Source organism: Sphingobacterium corticibacter, from assembly GCF_003076635.1.
GTDB classification, from domain to species: domain Bacteria; phylum Bacteroidota; class Bacteroidia; order Sphingobacteriales; family Sphingobacteriaceae; genus Sphingobacterium; species Sphingobacterium corticibacter.
The window spans coordinates 467,828-488,144 of record NZ_QDKG01000002.1 but is presented as its reverse complement, the minus strand read 5'-3'; the positions used below and the strand labels follow the sequence as shown (position 1 = coordinate 488,144).

Genomic DNA, 20,317 nt, shown 5'->3' with positions numbered 1-20,317 from the left:
AAATTCGTGTCGTTATGCAAGAAATTGTTCCCTTACTCTCTTTTTTCCAAAATGATTTGCGCGAAGCTGGTTGTGACGAGGCTGGGCGAGGTTGCTTAGCTGGTCCTGTATTTGCTGCCGCCGTGGTTTTTCCTTTGGATTATTATAATCCGATTCTCAATGATTCGAAAAAGCTATCGGAAAAGAAACGCCATGCCTTACGCACGGTAATAGAACAAGAAGCGCTGGATTTTGCCGTAGCATCTGTTTCTGCCGAAGAGATTGATCGAATAAATATACACCAGGCATCCTATCTGGCGATGCACCGCGCATTGGACATGCTGAAAACGCCAGCGGAGTACATCATTGTAGATGGGAATAAATTTGTTCCCTATCAAACACTACCATATTCCTGCATCGTAAAAGGAGATGGCAAATACTTATCTATTGCCGCAGCTTCTATTCTGGCTAAAACGTATCGCGACGAATACATGCACAACATCGCGGTAGAACATCCAGAATATGACTGGTTGAGTAATAAAGGTTACCCCACGATCAAACATCGTAACGCCATTCTAGAGCTTGGGTTGACACCACATCATAGAAAAACCTTTAGAGTAACCGATCCGCAGCTTCGATTATTCTAAAGGTTTTAGTATAATTCTTTCTGCACCTAAACAGGGTGCAGAAAAATTTATTTGTGATTCACTACCACTTTTGGTGTTTGGCTTTTCCTGCGGTAATGCCAGAAAAGTGCTCCCGCAATACCCAATACCAATACGATAGAGAATATCATAGATAATACAGTACTGGTCTTCATAGATTGTGGCGCGAAGATAAATTCCACCTCATGGTTTCCACCAGGAAGCTGTAACGCGCGCAAGATATAATCGGCCCGAATAATCGGCACTTCTTCACCATCTACATATGCTTTCCAACCTTTCTCATAATACACTTCAGAGAATACAGCGAATGCATCGCGGGGTGCTGTATATTCATAACGCATGGTATCTGGATGGTAAGAAACCAAATTGATTTGTGCGTTAGCACTGTTACCCAATTGTGTTGCTTTTAATTTGTCTTCAAATTCTTTGTTGACAAATGCTTCTTTGCGCGGATCGAAACTATCCAGAGCATTCATCTCCTCGTTATTGTCTTTTACGAAAGTAATCTTGTCTACAAACCAAGCATTTCCAGCTGCTGAACTACGTCTTTGGATACGTTCTGAATTGTTTTTCGGATCGCGCGTAATGACATAGCGTACATTGAACATATCCAATACATCTTCGTTGATGGCACCATCAAACTGATGCTCCAACACTTCTTGAAAACGCATTAGCTTCGCTGCATGATAGCCACCTAAGCTTTTGTGATAATAGGATTGGCGCGCATCTTGGAATGGACTGGTCGTCAAATCAAACACACGGTATGATGGATCTTTATCCATCAAAATAAGATCGTCTACTTCGCGCTTCGGCATATGATCCTGCAAAGCTGCTGGGCTATTAAAGGATTCGTCATTTAAATAACGTTTGTTTACCGTCCATAAATCAGCGAGCGTCACTAAACCAACTGCGGCTAACATGATCGTAAGCGAAGCTTTTTTCTTGATATAGAACCAAACCGCTCCAAAAGTAATCAGCACGATGATTAAAGAACGCCAAGCATCTGCGCTTGCGATGGCTGCGCGGTCTTTCAATAAGGCATTGACGATTTCATTGCCCATGGCCGCATCGCCAACTTGCTGTTGGTACGAAGTGATCAATTGCTGGTGCGTAGAAGAACGGAAACTCAAGAAAAGATCCGGCATTAAGGCGATCAGCAAACAAAGCGCTGCTACACCGCCACCTGTATACAGTAATTTTTTATCCAGATTCTTGACCTCTGCCGCACGGCTGATGATTTGATCCAAGGCCAGAATAGCCAGAATGGGAATCAAGACCGACGGGATCACCAAAATAGATTCTACCGCGCGGAACTTGTTGTACATCGGGAAATAATCGAAGAACAAATCCGAAATGAAAGGTAAATGCTTTCCAAAGGCCAAGAAAATAGTGAGGCCTGTAGCAGACACCAACCACCACTTATATCTGTTTTTAACGATGACGATTCCTAAAATGAAAAGGAAGATCACACCGGCTCCGAAATACCAAGGTCCTGAAGTGAACATTTTTTCGCCCCAATAGGTTGGCATAGATTGCGCAAACTGCTCTGCTTGTGCTTCTGGAACATTCAGGCCTTTAACGAACTTGGCAACATTAGAATTTTTATCCAGCACACCACCCGAACGGCCGCCATAGGCATTTGGGATCAAGAAAGTAATATTCTCACCCACACCTTGCGACCAACCGTAAGCATATTCTTTAGTAAGACCAGATTCCGCACCACCACCATTTTCTGCACTAGTCAGGTTGGCTTTGCCGCGTGTAGTCAGCTGGCTATATTCGTAGGTCGGGAATAATACGGTCGCATTCACGAGCACTGCAACTAGCACCGCACCCAACTGCACCGCAGTAGATTGTAAAAATGGTTTCAGCTTTTTGTCGCGAATAGCATAATACACCTCAAAACCGACTAACACCAATAAACTAATGAATAGATAATAGGTAACCTGTATGTGATTGGTGCGAATCTCCAACGCCATAAATAGCGCCAACAAAGAGCCTCCCCACAGCCAAGAACCGCGATAACATAAAATAATAGATGCGATAATTGGCGCGATGTAAGCAATAGCATACGCTTTATTCATGTGACCCGCCTCAATATAAATCATATTGTACGACGAGAAGGCCAATGCGACAGCACCGACCGCAGCTAACCAAGGTTTGAGCCGGAGTACACTAAATAATAGATATCCGCCTAAAAGATACAGCAATAAAATATCTGCTGGTGGAGGAAATACCGCGCGCAGCGCTTTAGAAATATAAGTTGTGACGTTGGCTTCGTGCCCTAACCATATTTGGTAAACAGGCATACCGCCAAACATGGAGTTTGTCCATAAAGGTGCTTTCCCATCTTTTGCTTTGAAGTCAAACATCTCCTTTTGGCCACCGGCCGCTTGCACGACATCCGACTGAGCTAAGGTTTTGCCCTGCCAAACTGGGGTGAAATAAAAAAAGACGAGTAAAACGAGTATCGCTATAATTGTGAGGTGGGAGGCATTCTCCTTGAACCAATTTTTCATGCGCGCTTTTGGATTAAATATCGATTAAGGGTCAAAAATATATAAATATTTTAAAATACAAGGAAGTATTTCCCGCTATTCCCCTTTACGAATCAGGCGCATAATATCCGCCATTTCTCCAAACAAGACCAACACGTCGCCTTCTTGTAAGATTGTGTCCGATTTAGCAATACCAGTTGCTTCGCGTTTAAGCCGATTTTGACCGAGCGCACTGCCGACTTGATCGCGTAGTGTGGTGAGTACAATGACTTTATAGATATTGGTCAGATTCGCTTCTTGCAAAGATAAACCGACATATTTCGCTGGCACTTTAGTCTCAATAATACTGTACTTGTCAGACACCTGAAACGAGTCGACAATATCTATATTGTCTAAGCGCATCGCCAACCGTGTGGCAGCTTCTTCCTCTGGCATCACGTATTCAGCGATATCCATCGCTTCAAGAACCGTTTTCTGCAGATCAGAAATTACTCGCCCGATGATGCGCTTTACCTGAAGTTGCTTGAGCAAAGCCGTCGTTAATATAGATGCACCACCATCTTCACCAATACCCACAATCACCGCATCACTATCTTTGAGCGGCAACGATCTGACCGATTCTCGATCCGTGGTATCCAGACATACCGTGTGCGTAATCTGATCTTTAAATTGCTCTACCAAAGTCAGCTTTACGTCTACGCCAATCACTTCATGTCCCATCTCGGTGAGCCGTATGGCCAATGATCTTCCAAAATGTCCGAGTCCTAATACGATGTACTTCATTAAAATAACAGCTTTTCTGATGGGTAAATATAATTCTTCTTAGACGAGTCTTTAATAAATGCCACCAAAAGTGTCAACATACCGACACGACCGACAAACATCGTAGTCATTAAGACCAATTTGCCAGCCGAGCTGAGCTCGGCTGTAATGCCCAAACTCAGACCTGAGGTAGTATATGCCGAAATGGATTCAAACAATAACGCGGTCGTATCCAGATCGCCATCCGTGACATTGAGAAAAATAAAGCAAAGCAAAATCGAGAGTATAGACAGCAATATAATGGCAAAAGCTTTACTCACCGACTCTGGTAAGATACGTCTACCAAAAATTTCAATGGATTCTTTGCCACGCGCAAGCGACACGACATTGAGCAATGCTACCGCAATAGTAGTGACTTTCACACCGCCGCCTGTAGATCCCGGTGACGATCCAATCCACATCAATGTCACCGACATAATCAAGGTTGGCATAGACAGCAAACTAACTCCGATCGTTTCGAATCCAGCGGTTCGCGCGGAGTTCGCCATAAAGAATGCGGTAGTCATCTTTCCCCAAATACTTTCATCTGCCGCCAATGAGCGCTGATATTCTAATGCGAAAAACGAGATCGTGGCCAATGCAATCACAATGATATTGCAATACACCACGAATTTATGTGCGAATGAAAAGTTGTGTGCTTTGTGCACGACGCGACGGCGTCTGATAAATCGGTCGATGTAAGCGGTCACCGTTTTCTTTCCATAGGTATAAAAGTTGTGAATAACTCCGAAACCCAGTGTTCCGCAGATAAACATACTCGACAGTGCCAATTGAAAAGGATAATTGAACCGGAAGACATTGCCGGCCATACCGCCTTCCATCAGGGTAAATCCTGAATTACAAAATCCGGAAACAGCGTGAAAGGCCGCAAAAAATATCCGGTAGCCTACGTCTGGAATTTGCGCAGCATCTATCGAAAAGAATAGCATGAATGCACCGATCGCTTCTAATAAAAATGTGATGAAAATAATCATTAGCAATGTTTTGATTACCTCATTTAACTTACTCTCCCCTAGCACCTCGCCAAACATCAATTGATTTTTAAACGAAAAACCACCTGAGAAGAAGTAACCAAAAAAGCCCGTAAAAGTCATGATGCCAAGACCACCGATTTGGATCAACAACAAGATCACAAACTGACCGAAGAAGGAAAACTGCGTAGCAATATTCGTGACTTGCAGTCCTGTAATACAGACTGCACTCGTCGACATAAAAAAGGCATCTATAAATGCCAATGGTGCGCCAATGGATGTACGCGGAAGCATCAGCAACACCGTACCCAATAAAATAAGTGCTAAGAAACTAATGACAAAGAGTATGGTAGGATTGAAATATAACTTGTCTAAAAACAGGCTATTCTTAGACAATTGTGTTAAAAAAACGAGGGCGACGCCAAGAAAAGCCCATTCGTCTCTGGTAAAATCCACTTCGCCTGACCAACCGACATGCCGCACAAAAATCACAAAGAGCATGTAAGCACTCAGAAAGACACTCGAAAAGTGTGTTACATTTATTTTTTTCAGTACGAATACACTGGCAAAAAGCCGAATGAACTCGAGAGAAAAAAGGCCGTAGAATAGTATAATCGCTGACTGCCCAAGCATATTCGCCCAGAAAAGATCTCGAACAAAACCAATATGCAATAAGATAATCGCTGTGCAAAACAAGCTTAGATAAAACATGATTTTATCTAGAGCCTGTGCCTTATACCTGATAATGTATTGGAATAGTTCCGACATAGGTAATCACCGAACAGAGATACAAATTACACACCGTTACTTGATGTCAGAATCACGGGTTTTCCTCCAGTTACTAAGATAGTATGCTCATGCTGCGCCATATAACCACCTTTGTTGCCCACCATCGTCCAACCATCTTTCAGCGTTACGGCTTCCGAAGAATCGGTGGAGATAAATGTTTCGATCGCTACAGTCGTATTTTTTTTGAATCTTTCGCGATTGAATCGATCACGAAAATTAGCAATCTCGTGTGGTGCTTCATGCAGGCTTCGACCGACGCCATGCCCTGTGAGGTTTTTGATCACGCGGTATCCTCGGCGCTTGGCCGATTTCTCCATCAGCTCGCCCACATCCGAAATACGTACTCCACCGCTGATCTGTGCAATGGCCTCATGCAAAATTTCGCGAGATGCTTGCAATAAATTTTCATGTTCTGATGCGACATTCCCAACGACGAAGGAACTTCCATTGTCGGACCAGAATCCATTTAACTCCGCCGACACATCAATATTAATCAACTGTCCTTCTTGCAGAATGCGCTGATCGGACGGGATGCCGTGACAAAATTCTTTGTCTACGCTGATGCAAGTCCAACCAGGGAAACCGTAAGTTTTGAAAGGAGCAGAAGCGGCGCCATATGATTCGAGAATATCGCGACCATAGTTGTCCAATGTTTTGGTAGACATTCCTGGCGCTGCGAAAGCGATCATCTCCTTCAACGTGAGAGCGACCACTTCGCTAATCTTTTTCATCCCATTCAGCTCTTGCTCATTCGTTATCGACATAGATTGCTATTTTGATTTTTTCTTCTTTTCTTCTTTTTTATCGGCGTCTTCTTTGTCCTTCTTACTAAACAAGCCTTTAATGAATCCACCTGTTCTTTGTGCCGCACCTTTTACTCCCGTTGCAGCTTCTTGCGATTTGCGTCCAGCCTGCGTTAGTTTCGCTTCACGCTCTGCACTAATTCCAGCCGTTTGTTTTATACCATCCAACAAACTTTGCCACAAGGTTTTCCAGAACGAATGTGTAGGATCTCTCTTATATTCCACAGTCCCTTTGTGGTATACTTCGTTCGCGTCTGGATTACTATCATTTATAAGTATCTGATTCACTAAAAAGGATAAAATGCCTTTGCTAGAGCGCTTTCCTTCCTCATCTTTGCTACCCAAAATCTTCACCTTCAAGTCATCGTAGTCAAACCGAAAATCGCCCCAGTTCCGATAATCTGTACCGGCCATGTTAAAACTCACTTTTCGAATGTTGCCCGAGCTGATTTCTACATTGACCAACGGCTTGATGATGCGATTGAATGCCGTGGCTTTCATCGCGCCTAAGCTACCTTTGTAGGTATGCGCGCCATTCTTGCTCAACATATCAAAGCCAAAGATAGCATGTAAATTGCCCGAATTCATAATTTTCGCGCGAAGATCGGCACGCATAAATTTATCTTTTTGCAAAGCAACCGTATCGTTGGTCACATTCGTGATGATACCCGTTGCGTTGTTAAACGTGATAATACCTTCTTGGTTATACTTTTTGCTGGTCTCACCGTACAGCACGTCGATATTATTGATGTACACCGTATCTATATGAATCGACTGCTTGAGTTTCATGATTTGCTGATGTGGTGAGTTCCCAATTTGTGATTTGGGCGTCGATGGATACCGAAGATCCATATACAGTGACACCGAGCCATCTTTAAGCCTAGCTTCTTGCGCATAGATTTTCTGATCGTCGATCAAGCGCGCAATATCCAATCCTTCGAAACTCAGGCTATCCACTTTCATGATCGCCATCGTGGTTTTCTTTCCTTTTCTTCTAAAGAATTCACTTTTACTCATTCGCGGAGCGAATGAAACTTTGCTCACCAATAAGCTGCGCTTCTGCGTATTGAATTTTAGATGATCGAATTTTGCCCGGTGAAAACCATCTGGTAAATCGTACTCAAACCCTGGCAAGGATAAATCCACTAATTTGGTATAAAACAGTCTCGTAGAATCTTGTTCGGAGTGCTCATTAATCAAGACATCCCGAATATGCAACTGCACACTATCCAGCTCCATGGTTGATCGCTTACCATCCGCGATTTTTGTATGGCTAAATTTCACATTGGTAAAATCGATTTTATCGACTGCAATGGCGGAAAGATCATCTTTGATCTGCTCGTACAATGTTTTCGGCTGCTCATTTTTCACCGTATCATTATAGGCATGCGGCTGACTAATCATATGCACTGTAGGCGTAGCCAACTCAATAGAGCTGATGCTCAACTTTTTGTTAAGCAAGAGATTCATGACACCGAAACGGCGAATTTTCAGCTCATCTAAAGCAATGTGAAACCGATTATTTGGCGCTTTTTCGGCTGCCACCAGCTGTTCGTACACCGCGCTATCTGGGATCAATACCGCATTCTTCAACGTCACATTACCGAGCGCTACACTGAGATCCAGCGCATCATACTGCAAACTATAAAGACCATCCGACGATTCGGCAATGATTTCCTTAAGTTTATCTTCTAAAATCGGCTTGTAATTGTTGCTGAGGTACCAAGCTGCGCCCAATATAATCACGAGTATCGCACTGACTATACCAATGATCCACTTCCAAATAGGTTTCATAAATTGTATTTGATCAAAATTACTATTAAGTATTCTCCTTAACAAAGAAAGTGAACCGATGTTTTTACGGTATAGATTTATCTTACAGCGGGTTAATGCCTAGAATCTTCATTATGATAAATACTCAAGTAACTTTCATAACGGGATAGGTCGATTTCTTCCTGTTCTACGGCTTCCATTACGGCGCAGCCGGGCTCATTTATATGTCTGCAATTGTTGAATCGGCACTGATTCATCAGCGCACGCATTTCCGGAAAAAAGTGCGAAAGCTCCTGTGGTTCAATATCCACCACACCCAACTCACGAATTCCTGGTGTATCAATTAAGCTGCCGCCAAAAGGTAGATCAAGCATCTCGGCAAATGTCGTGGTATGCTTCCCTTTATCAGACCAACTCGATATCTGACCTGTTTTCAGACTGATATCAGGAATCAATGCATTAATCAAGGTCGATTTGCCCACGCCAGAATGACCAGAAACCAAGCTAATCTTGTCTTGCAACAGTGCGTGCAAGGAAGTGAGATTCGTACCTTCTAATGCAGAAACTTCTAAACAGGTGTAACCAATTTTGGTATAAACGGATTGGTATTCGTGAAGAATTTCCAATCCCTCGTCACTAAAAAGATCCAATTTATTGAACACCAAGACAGCGGGAATACTATACGCTTCGGCCGTAACCAAAAACCGATCAATGAATCCCATAGAAGTTGGCGGCGAAGCCAATGTAACCACCAGCAATGCTTGATCTAAATTGGCTCCGATGATCTGCGTTTGTTTAGAAAGATTGATCGAACGACGGATAATGTAATTCTTTCGCGGTTCTAGTGTGGTAATGACTGCAAAGCCTTCTTCTTGTTCTGGCTCGATCGTGACACGATCGCCCACAGCAATCGGATTGGTTGTCTTGATGCCTTTGATACGAAATTTTCCTTTGATCCGACATTCGTAGCGCTGATTATCTTCACCGAGCACCTGATACCAACTTCCAGTCGACTTGGTTACCAGACCTTTTAATATTCCTCGATTTGTCATTGCGCTCTATACTACGTTATTCTTAATCATGCGTATCGCTACAAAGCTACGAAAAGCGATGTAAGAAAGATGTTCTTCGCGGCAAATATCCATTGCCGCACGGCTCACATTAGGCTATTAGAATAGGCCAATTCTCCTCCTCTAACCGTAGTTCTAATAAAAATAAAAAGTATATTTGCTACGCTTCGAATTTTTAAAAATCTAGTATGAGCTCCTCAAATAATAGCGATAAAAAACTGTTTCTTCTGGATGGCATGGCCTTAATATACCGTGCCTATTTTGCGTTAAACAAAGTGCCACGCCTCACTTCATATGGTTTGAATACGGGGGCGATCATGGGATTTACCAATACTTTGTTAGAAGTATTGAAGAATCAACAGCCTTCGCATATTGCTGTCGTGTTTGACACGGATGCACCAACGCAACGTCATTTAGATTTTGAAGCATACAAAGCACAGCGGGAGAAGATGCCCGAAGATTTGGCAGCTTCTATTCCTTATATTTTTCGCCTGATTGAAGGATTTGACATTCCTATCATTACCAAAGATGGCTACGAAGCCGATGATATCATCGGTACACTGGCAAAGCGCGCAGAGCAAAGCGGATTTACGGTGTATTGCATGACGCCAGATAAAGATTTTGGACAGCTGGTATCCGATAATATTTTCATTTACAAACCTGCTCGAATGGGCAATGGCGCTGAAGTACTTGGCGTACCTGAGATTTTGGAGAAATGGGAAATCACCGATCCATTGCAGGTAATCGACATTTTAGGTCTATGGGGTGATGCGGTGGATAACATTCCAGGAATACCGGGAATCGGCGAAAAAACTGCCAAAAAATTAATTCAGGAATATGGCAGCATCGAAGGCTTGATTGCGAATACGGATAAGCTCAAAGGGAAACAGAAAGAGAATGTCGAGAATTTTGCAGAGCAAGGTTTGGTCTCTAAGAAATTGGCGACCATTCTACTGGATGTGCCAACGGAGTTAGATGAAGCGGCATTATTATACACGGCTCCGAACAAGGAATTGTTGGAACCACTCTTTACCGAGCTTGAATTTAGAACCTTAGGAAAGCGCGTATTTGGGGATGATTTCACCATAACAGATACGGATAGCAAAAAATCTAATGGGCAGATGGATCTGTTTAGCGCAGATAAATCCGGTTTTCCAGATATGCCGACAACAGGATCTGAACCAACTGTAGCAGAGCACAGCATCAATACCATAGCGCACACGTATCATTTGGCGGATACGCCAGAAAAACAAGCAGAATTGGTGCAGCTGTTGGCCAAAAGCAAGGAATTTGCTTTTGACACAGAGACCACTGGCCTTGATGCACTTTCTGCAGAGATCGTGGGGATGTCATTCGCGCTAGAAAAAGGCATCGCGTACTATGTGCCAACTCCGGCTGATCGCGAAGAAGCGCTAAAGATCATTACACCATTCAAAAATTTACTAGAAAACCCAGCAATTGGAAAGATCGGCCAAAACATTAAATATGATATTTTAGTGCTTTCACGATACGATGTACAGCTTCGCGGAGAACTGTTTGACACGATGTTGGCACATTATCTCATCGATCCAGATACGCGCCACGGCATGGATGTGCTTGCCGAAACGTATTTGAGCTACACGCCAGTATCTATCACTGAGCTTATCGGTGCGAAAGGCAAAAAGCAAGGATCGATGCGCGATGTAGAGATCGAGAAAATAAAAGAGTATGCCAGCGAGGATGCTGATATCACACTGCAACTCAAGGCCATTTTTGAACCGCTATTGCAAGATAGTGCCACGGAGAAACTTGCGCATGAAGTAGAGTTTCCGTTGGTGTATGTGCTATCCTCCATTGAGCAAAATGGTGTGAAGATCGATGTTGACACGTTGAAAACCATTTCGAAAAGCTTAGAAAAAGATGTCGCCAAATTGGAAGCATCCATCTACGAAAAAGCGGGCGTTACGTTCAACATTGCTTCCCCAAAACAGCTCGGAGAAGTACTGTTCGACAAATTGCAACTGGATCCAAAAGCGAAGAAAACAAAGACCGGCCAATATAAAACAGGTGAAGATGTATTGTTGGCCTTGGCCGACAAATCGGATATTGTACAAGACATCTTGGACTTTCGGCAGATGCAAAAGCTAAAATCTACGTATGTAGATGCTTTGCCGACATTGATCAATGCGGAAACTGGTCTGATTCACACCTCATACAATCAAGCGGTAGCGGCTACGGGCCGTTTGAGTTCCACAAATCCCAATCTACAAAATATTCCCATCCGTACCGAGCGCGGTCGCGAAGTGCGCAAGGCTTTCATTCCGCGAGATGCGGATTATGTGATCTTATCGGCCGATTATTCGCAGATTGAGCTGCGCCTAATGGCTGAGCTGAGTAAGGATAAAAACATGATGGAAGCTTTTCAGAAAAACCAAGATATCCATCGCGCTACAGCAGCGCGCGTATATGGCATCGCATTGGAAGATGTTACTTCCGACCAACGTCGTAACGCAAAAGCGGTGAATTTTGGAATTATTTATGGTCAATCCGCTTTCGGTCTTTCGCAAAACTTGAAGATTTCTAGAAAAGAAGCGGCTGAGATCATTGATCAATATTTTGCGCAATACAGCGGCATTCGCAACTACATGTCTCAAACTATTGAAACGGCGAAGGAAAAAGGTTACGTGGAAACAATTCTGAAACGCAGACGTTATTTACGAGATATCAATTCGGCTAACATGACCGTGCGTGGTTTCGCGGAACGCAACGCCATTAATGCGCCCATTCAGGGCTCTGCCGCCGATATGATTAAAGTAGCGATGATCCACATCCATCAGGATATTGTGGAAAAAGGCTTAAAAGGAAAGATGATCATGCAGGTGCATGATGAGTTGGTGTTTGATGTGCCGAAGTCGGAAGTAGACACATTTAAAGAAATCATCAGCCATCGCATGAAAACGGCTATAAGGATGGAAGTTCCTTTGGAAGTCGAGATTGGTGAAGGAAGCAACTGGTTGGAAGCACATTAGCATTTCAATTTTAAACATGAAAAAGAAGAACACACTTACTTTATTTTTATACTGCCTATCGTTCTTGTTGACTTTGTCTGTGGCGACGGCACAAGATTCGATTAGCAATGTTTTTTTCGAGCGGATCGATACCGATGAAGTTCGCTTCTTTTATGATCGAAACTACTTTTTGGTCGATAAAAACTGTGAATTTAAATCAATTGAAAGACGTGCAGGATTTGATCGCGCAACGAATAAGTTCGATGGCAAATTTGCAGATTACAGTGGAGATGGAACCCTTCTATTGACAGGCGCATACACACAGGGTGCAAAAAATGGCTCTTTTATCGCCTATCATCCTAATCGGCAGATAAAATGGGAAGTAACATTCAAAGACAACAAGCCAGAAGGTTTTTGGAACTATTTTTATCCCGATGGAAAACCGTATCTGAGTGTCTCATTTTCTGATTCTACCACGCGCATCGTATCACAATGGGATCGTCGAGGAAAGTTGAACGTGAAGTTAGGTGATGGGCGGTATGAATTTCTCAATCCAATAGACGGATTTTCAGAATATGGATTTGGATTTTATTCGATGAGCGGCCGCATCAAAGATGGTTTGCCAAATGGAGCATGGACCGTGCATTTTGAAAATCCGGAAGCAAAACAAAAAGAATTTGCGGCCGAGGAATATTATCGTGATGGCGTATTGATACGAGGTTACGATGCCTTTAAAGATGCGGAGTATACGACGCCAGCATATGGAATTCTGCCTTACGATAACTTCTATCGTGCAGAGACTTTGTTATTCAAGCAATGCACATATGATGATTTTACAGGATTTACCGTCTACCTTGCCGAATACCTGCGCAATTCTTTCCAATTGTTGAAAGCTGACAGTCAGATCACTACCGATTACGCATTTGAAGTGCGCGTGCGTAAAGATGGCACGCCTCGCGGCACGACGATTATTCGTTCATTACCTGGCCAATTGGAAAATAGCTTTAAAAGAGTGGTCGAATCCATCCCATATTATGTGCCTTCCTTTAAACTTGGAGAGTACATTGATGACACGATCACGGTATACGGCACCATGTCTACAACGGCAGATAATAGCCTACAATTTCAGACGAATCGTATTGAACGAAAATTGGAGCACAATAAGTAAGACAAAAAGATTACTTTTGCGGGTATTAATCAGATATCGACATGAAATTTCATAAAGAAGGATACACCAGTTTAGCTTTAGTCATTCTCTTTTGTTTTATTGTGAATGCCATAGCCAACTATTACGACGCCAATACGTATATTAAATGGTTCTTCTACCTATTATCTGCATTTCTTATCCTGACGATTTTACAATTCTTCCGCAGTCCGACACGCAAGATTACACAAGAAGCGAATACCATACTGTGTCCGGCAGATGGCAAGGTAGTAGTTATTGAGGAAACCGAGGAGAACGAATATTTTAAAGACAGACGTTTGCAGGTTTCCATCTTCATGTCACCTGTAAACGTGCATATCAACAGAAGTCCGATCACCGGATTGGTTTCTTTTTTCAAATACCATCCCGGCAAATTTCTGGTCGCTTGGCATCCTAAATCTTCTTCGGATAACGAGCGTACGACCATCGTCGTAAAGCAAGAGAATGGTGTGGAAGTGTTGTTTAGACAAATTGCTGGAGCTTTGGCTCGCAGAATTGTATGGTATGTGAACGAAGGCGATCAAGTGGAGCAAGGAGCTGAGTTTGGCTTCATCAAATTTGGTTCTCGTGTCGATCTTTTCTTGCCGATCGGTACGCAAGTTGACGTCAAAATTGGCGATAAGGTCGTCGGCGGCAAAACGACTTTAGCCCGCCTTTAACAATTCCTTAATAAAGCATTTGTATATTTGAGTTTTATACACTCAAAAAAGTCCGTATGACCTTTAGACAGATATCCTTCTTTGTCTCACTCTCTTTTGCAGGTGTTATTTTGGGTATCTTGTTGTATTTCATGTCAGAATGGAAGCGCCCCGCAACCATAGCTGCTGCTGCATTTGCGGCTAGCTATCTGATTATCAGTACCGTGCTGGAGAAATCGATTAATGATAGAATCCACAATCTGTATAAACTGATCACCAACCTCAAGCTGGGTAAAGATCTGAAAGAAGCACTCGGACCATACCGCCCAGAAAATCCTATTGCAGAAGCAGAACAGGAAGTTTCTGCTTGGGCCAACCAAAAAATGTCGGAAATCGGCCGATTAAAAGAGCAAGCGAAATTTAGAAAAGAATTTCTCTCCAATACTTTACACGAATTTAAGACACCATTATTTGCAGTGCAAGGATACATCGAAACCTTGCAAGATGGTATGATGGAAGAAGATCCTGATATGGCTTTGACCTTTTTAGCAAAAGCCTCACGCAATATCGACCGACTAAGCTATCTCATCAATGATCTAGATGAAATTGCCAAATTAGAATCAGGCGCAGTGGTACTCAATATTGAACGCTTCGATATTAATGACCTCATCAACGACACCATCGAATATTTGGAAGATAAGTCAAAAAGCAGTGATATAACCCTAAAGATGGCCAACAAATCCACACAGCAGATCTTTGTAAAGGCCGACAAGAAGAAAATCCAACAGGTTTTAATCAATTTAGTGGAAAACTCCATCAAATATGGAAACCGCGGCGGAACGACGACTATCAAAACCAGCCCCCTTTTTGAGCAGATATTAGTTGAAGTGACAGACAACGGACAAGGTATTGAAGAGAAAAATCTCTCTCGCGTGTTTGAGCGCTTTTACCGGACTGATAAAAGTAGATCGCGTGATATTGGCGGCTCTGGTTTAGGCCTATCCATTGTAAAACACATTGTGGAAGCACATCAGCAAAGTGTGCATGTACGAAGTACCGAGGGAATTGGGACAACCTTTTCATTTACACTGCAAAAGGCAAAGTTGACCAACGGATAAAAACAAGGAAACTTAACATTAACTTAACATTAGCTACATACTTTTGTAAGCTTAAACAATACATTATATGGCATTAGGTAATATCTTCAATTTTTTCGTTCCTAAGGACAAAAAATTCTTTCCTCTTTTCGAGCAAGCAGGCTCTAACCTGATCGAAATGGCTAAGGTTCTCAATGAATCTGTAAACACAACGGATAGTCAATTACGTAAAACATTAGCGAAAAAGATAGAAGATTTGGAGCATCGCGGTGATGATATCACACACCAAATACACTTGGAACTGGGCAAAAACTTCATCACACCATTCGATCGCGAAGATATTCACTCATTAGCGAGCTCACTGGATGATGTGGCAGATTACATCCACGGCGCCTCGAACCGCATGGATTTGTACAAAGTAGAAAACCCTACGCAGGCCATGAAAGAATTGGCAGAATTGCTAATCGAAGCAACAGAACATGTAGCCAAAGCAGTTTACGAGTTGAAAGACATCAAAAACGTACGTAACATTACCGATTCTTGTGTGCGTATTAACAGTGTAGAAAATAAAGCAGATTACATTTTCGAGAAAGCAGTGGCTGAATTATTCGAATTTGAAAAAGATGCCATCATCCTTATCAAGCATAAAGAAATCTTGTCTTCAATGGAAACGGCCACAGACAAATGTGAGGATGTATCCAACGTTTTGGAGAGTATATTAGTTAAAAACGCGTAATTAGCACAGCGTACTTTACAAAGAAAACAAATAGTACATGATTACTACATTACTTGTCGTTGTTGTCATATTAGCGATCGCGTTTGATTATATCAACGGATTTCATGATGCAGCGAACTCCATTGCAACCATCGTTTCCACGAAAGTGTTGACACCTTTCGTAGCGGTACTATGGGCAGCGCTATTTAATTTTGCGGCCTATTTTTACTTTACGGATCATAAGGTAGCCAATACCATTGCGAAAACAGTATTAGAGGAATACATTACACTTGAAGTGATTTTTGCTGGTTTGGTAGCCGCTATTTCTTGGAATCTATTCACCTGGTATTATGGTATTCCTTCTAGTTCGTCCCACACCTTAATTGGCGGTTTCGCTGGTTCGGGTATGGCATATGCGCTGATTCAAGGAGCCAATCCTTTGGACGCTGTAAACTTAGGTGCTACCGCGAAGATTATTTCTTTCATTGTATTAGCACCCGTCATTGGTATGACGATTTCCATCATCATTACCTTGATCATTATCAACCTAGCTAGAAAATCTCGTCCTGCCGTGGCCGAGAAATGGTTCAAGATATTTCAGTTAATTTCTTCTGGCGCATTAAGTTTTGCCCACGGCGGTAATGATGCACAAAAGGTCATGGGTATTATCGCTACAGCTTTGATCGCGCAACAAGTCATTCCAAACTTTGAAGCGATGCCAGAATGGGTTCCACTGTCCTGTTATGTGGCTATTGCTGCAGGTACAATGAGCGGAGGATGGAAGATTGTAAAAACCATGGGTACGAAAATTACGAAAGTAACACCACTAGAAGGCGTTAGTGCGGAAAGTGCTGGTGCATTGACATTGGGTATTACAGAGCATTTCGGTATTCCTGCCTCTACTACACATACTATTACCGGTGCGATCATTGGTGTCGGTGTTGTAAAACGTGTTTCTGCAGTTCGTTGGGGCGTTACGATCAGCCTTTTGTGGGCATGGGTGTTGACTATTCCAGTTAGTGCGGTATTGGGTGGGATCACATTCGCGATCATCCACTATATTGTTTAGACAGCCAAAAAAAATATTTGCTCCATTTAGAAGAAATTTTTCTTTTAAAATTTGGAAACATCGTTTGTATTAACGTATTTTTACGGCACAATACCCATAGGACAGAATTTTACAAATTCACGGATGCTAAAATAATTTTTGGCATCGTTCTTGTAACAGTGATGTTCAATTGGGATTAATTAGAAACAATTAAAAATTCAATAACCTTAAAAACAAGAGTATGAACTATTCTACAATTAAAAAAACAGCTGTTGCAGCTTCTTTAGTAGCCGCTTTCGGTTTTGCTGAAGTTGCTCAGGCTCAACAACCAACTGTATTCGGTGGAAGATCTCAATACAGAACTTGGTCTATCGGTGTTCACGGTGGTATCACTGCACCTAACGTTTTGACTGGCGGATCTAACGCTTTCGGTCAAAAAGTTGGTTACTTCCAAAACAGTGTTGGTGAGTACTATGGTTTGACTATCCGTAAACAATTCTCTCACCTATTTGGTTTAGAATTGGAAGGTAACCGTGGTCGTATCAAAACTTTCAACGCAGATGCTTCTGGTCCTGCGATCGAGAGTACTGAGTGGTTACCAGGTGGAGCTCGTTCTTCTGAAGTTAGTGTTGACTGGTCGGGTAGCTTGAATGCAGTATTCCAATTGGGTACTATCGACTTCATGAGAAGAGAGAATGCGGTTAACTTCTTCGCTAAAGTGGGTATGGGAGTATTAGCTTCGAATCCAGTACAATACGCTAACAACGATTTCTCTGGAGCTTCTTTCAGCAACGAAGGAAACTGGGGTTCTGAAATCTTCGGAGATAGAACTACCACAGGAGATCGCAAAAATAAATTGACTGGTTTCATTCCAGTAGGTGTTGGTGCGAAATTCAAATTATCTGAAGTGGTTGCCTTGAACTTAGGCTATACGATGAACTTCACAGATGATAACTACTTCTACGGACCAGCTCGTGCTGACTACAAAGGAAGATTCTCTACTGTTACTGGTGGTTTAGAGTTCACTCTAGGATCACGTGACAAAGAAAACTTGACTTTTGCTAACCCAGTTGCTGCTCTATACGATGAGTTGAAAGACAACACATTGAGAAACGAAGTTGAAGCTTTGAAACAACGCGTATCTACTTTAGAAGGTACTGTTGATCAATTGAGCAAAGACTCTGATGGTGACGGTGTATCTGATAAATTTGACAAATGTCCTAACACTCCTGCTGGAACTCAAGTAGATGGTGCTGGATGTCCAATCAAATTCCCAGAGCCACAAGTTGTTAACAACGTAGCTACAGGTTCTTACGCAGCTCCAATTCAATTCGAATTTGATAGCTCTGTATTGAAAACTGAATCTTACTCTACTCTTGATAGATTAGCGAAAGAACTACGTGATACTAACGGTTCTGTAAAATTAGATGGTTATGCGTCTGCTGAAGGTAACGAAGCTTACAACATGAACCTTTCTAAAGATCGTGCTAACGCGGTTCGTCAATACCTAGTTAACGCTGGTGTTGCTGCTGCTAAAATCACTGCAGAAGGTAAAGGCGAGTCTAACCCAGTAGCGTCTAACGATACTGAAGCTGGTCGCGTTCAAAACCGTCGTGTTGAGATCAAAAAATAATTAACGCCTCGCGTTGATTATCAACATAAGAAAGCCGACTCTTAGGAGTCGGCTTTTCTGTTTTCTATGATTTCCGACATTAAACAATGTAACTCGTTTACAGTCTAATGTGTAAATGTGGAAAACAATCGGGATAATTTGAACTCGAAAACGTTTATCTTCATTTCAACGCAACGGATTAACGTTGTATTGTCAACCATTAGGAGATACTGTACTATGGAAGAAAATTTTGACTTTGGATCGCCCGAAGAACAGAAGCACTCAGTGGATCGGTATGAGGAAATGCTTCGCAATGAAGATCAGTACTTCTTTGACACGATTGCCTTCGAAGGAATCATTGAATACTACATCGGAAAAAACGATCCTGTAAAAGCATTGCAGGTCGCCGAGTTTGCCCTAAATCAACATCCTTTCGAGACCAACTTTTTTATTCGCAAAGCGCAGCTGCTACTCAGTATGCAACAGCTTTCGCTGGCATTAGAAGCATTGGAGAAGGCAGAGCTATTAGAACCATCCGAATCGGAAATTTACTTGATCAAAGGAGCTGTTTTTGCCTCGTATGGAGATTCTGCCAGAGCAGAGGAAAACTTTTACCGTGCGCTAGAACTTAGCGATTCTAAGGACGATATCTATTTTCAGATCGGACAGATGCATCAATCCAATAATGATCTCTCTAAAGCGATTCAGTTTTTCAAAAAGACATTAAGTCTCAATAATGAAAATTCTGATGCGCTATACGCTATTGCTGAATGTTATGATCGTTTAGATCGATTGGAAGAGAGTATATCCTTTTATCAAAAATACATCGATAGTGATCCTTATTCTTTCGTGGCTTGGTACAACTTGGGGAATGCCTTCCATCATTTAGGTAAATTTGAAGAGGCTATTGATGCGTACGATTATGCGATATTAATACAAGAGAACTTTTCTCCGGCTTATCTTGACAAAGGCAACGCCTTGATCAATTTGGAGCGTTACCGTGAAGCGATCGAAGTTTTTAAACATACGTTTGAATTCGAAAGTCCGCGTGCCGAAACCTTTTGTGCCATTGGTGAATGCTACGAGAAGCTGGACAAAATGACCAAAGCTCGAGAGTATTACGAAAAGTCCGTGAAACTGGATACATTGCACGCCGATGCTTGGTTCGGGATTGGTGTGACGCTGGATTCGGAAGGTCGCTATTTCGAATCGCTATACTACTACAAGAAAGCGTTAGAAATAGACGAAGAGAACCCAGATTTCTGGTTTGCAATTGCTGATGCGCGCTACAAATTGCATCAAATCGAAGAGTCGGAATACGCTTATTCGCGCGTGGTAGAACTGAATCCCACCGATGCAGAGGCTTGGTTAGATTATTCTTCGCTCTTATTTGAGCAAGGTAAACTGGAAGCGGCTATTGAATCCATGGCCGAAGGGATTAAATGCAATCCGGATGAAGCGCTGTTGTATTACCGTACTGTAGCGTATCTTATCGCGAATGGAAATTTGAATGAAGCGCTGAACTTTTTAGATATCGCTTTGACCAAAGATCCAGACAAAGCGTATGTCATATTTGAATACTTACCTCAGCTAGAAGGAAACCAAGTTATTTTAGAATTAATAAAGAAATACACCGGATAAGATCC

The 20,317-nt window shown here is 42.3% G+C and carries 15 protein-coding genes; 9 read left to right on the top strand and 6 right to left on the bottom strand.

Annotation, left to right across the window (positions count from 1 at the left end; translation table 11 throughout):
• The first annotated feature begins 14 nt into the window (after positions 1-14).
• The gene (locus DC487_RS08120) at positions 15-626 is read left to right on the top strand and encodes a ribonuclease HII (protein WP_116775455.1); all 612 of its coding nucleotides are present in this window, start codon (positions 15-17) and stop codon (positions 624-626) included.
• A 47-nt stretch (positions 627-673) separates the two neighbouring features.
• Here the strand turns inward: DC487_RS08120 and DC487_RS08115 are convergent, their stop codons facing one another.
• The 6 genes from DC487_RS08115 to rsgA all read right to left on the bottom strand — a co-directional run bounded on the left by DC487_RS08115 (position 674) and on the right by rsgA (position 9,352).
• Complete coding sequence (locus DC487_RS08115; RefSeq protein ID WP_116775454.1) at positions 674-3,163, bottom strand: YfhO family protein; 2,490 nt, start codon at positions 3,161-3,163, stop codon at positions 674-676.
• A 75-nt stretch (positions 3,164-3,238) separates the two neighbouring features.
• A complete protein-coding gene (locus tag DC487_RS08110) occupies positions 3,239-3,925 on the bottom strand; it encodes a potassium channel family protein (protein ID WP_116775453.1) in 687 nt (228 codons plus the stop codon).
• On the bottom strand, positions 3,925-5,703 hold the full coding sequence (locus DC487_RS08105; RefSeq protein ID WP_116775452.1) for a TrkH family potassium uptake protein: 1,779 nt from the start codon (positions 5,701-5,703) through the stop codon (positions 3,925-3,927). The genes DC487_RS08110 and DC487_RS08105 overlap by 1 nt, the downstream gene beginning before the upstream one ends.
• A 26-nt stretch (positions 5,704-5,729) precedes the next feature.
• On the bottom strand, positions 5,730-6,488 hold the full coding sequence (gene map / locus DC487_RS08100; RefSeq protein WP_116775451.1) for a type I methionyl aminopeptidase: 759 nt from the start codon (positions 6,486-6,488) through the stop codon (positions 5,730-5,732).
• Between the two features lie 6 nt (positions 6,489-6,494).
• Positions 6,495-8,321 (bottom strand): AsmA family protein, encoded by a 1,827-nt coding sequence (locus DC487_RS08095; RefSeq protein ID WP_116775450.1) that lies wholly within the window; start codon positions 8,319-8,321, stop codon positions 6,495-6,497.
• Between the two features lie 92 nt (positions 8,322-8,413).
• Positions 8,414-9,352: a ribosome small subunit-dependent GTPase A gene (gene rsgA / locus DC487_RS08090; protein ID WP_116775449.1), complete on the bottom strand. Its 939-nt coding sequence runs from the start codon at positions 9,350-9,352 to the stop codon at positions 8,414-8,416.
• A gap of 206 nt (positions 9,353-9,558) precedes the next feature.
• Between rsgA and polA the strand changes: the two genes are divergently transcribed.
• From polA to DC487_RS08050, 8 genes are all read left to right on the top strand, one after another.
• A complete protein-coding gene (polA, locus tag DC487_RS08085) occupies positions 9,559-12,378 on the top strand; it encodes a DNA polymerase I (protein ID WP_116775448.1) in 2,820 nt (939 codons plus the stop codon).
• A gap of 16 nt (positions 12,379-12,394) precedes the next feature.
• The gene (locus DC487_RS08080; protein ID WP_116775447.1) at positions 12,395-13,525 is read left to right on the top strand and encodes a toxin-antitoxin system YwqK family antitoxin; all 1,131 of its coding nucleotides are present in this window, start codon (positions 12,395-12,397) and stop codon (positions 13,523-13,525) included.
• A gap of 41 nt (positions 13,526-13,566) precedes the next feature.
• On the top strand, positions 13,567-14,220 hold the full coding sequence (locus DC487_RS08075; protein ID WP_116775446.1) for a phosphatidylserine decarboxylase family protein: 654 nt from the start codon (positions 13,567-13,569) through the stop codon (positions 14,218-14,220).
• A gap of 56 nt (positions 14,221-14,276) precedes the next feature.
• Positions 14,277-15,317, top strand: a complete 1,041-nt coding sequence (locus tag DC487_RS08070) for a sensor histidine kinase (protein ID WP_116775445.1) — start codon at positions 14,277-14,279, stop codon at positions 15,315-15,317.
• Positions 15,318-15,384: 67 nt separating this feature from the next.
• Positions 15,385-16,032, top strand: a complete 648-nt coding sequence (locus tag DC487_RS08065) for a DUF47 domain-containing protein (protein WP_116775444.1) — start codon at positions 15,385-15,387, stop codon at positions 16,030-16,032.
• A 37-nt stretch (positions 16,033-16,069) separates the two neighbouring features.
• A complete protein-coding gene (locus tag DC487_RS08060; protein WP_116775443.1) occupies positions 16,070-17,080 on the top strand; it encodes an inorganic phosphate transporter in 1,011 nt (336 codons plus the stop codon).
• Positions 17,081-17,300: 220 nt separating this feature from the next.
• On the top strand, positions 17,301-18,692 hold the full coding sequence (locus tag DC487_RS08055) for an OmpA family protein (RefSeq protein WP_116775442.1): 1,392 nt from the start codon (positions 17,301-17,303) through the stop codon (positions 18,690-18,692).
• Between the two features lie 216 nt (positions 18,693-18,908).
• Positions 18,909-20,312, top strand: a complete 1,404-nt coding sequence (locus DC487_RS08050) for a tetratricopeptide repeat protein (RefSeq protein WP_116775441.1) — start codon at positions 18,909-18,911, stop codon at positions 20,310-20,312.
• The last annotated feature ends 5 nt before the right edge of the window (positions 20,313-20,317 follow it).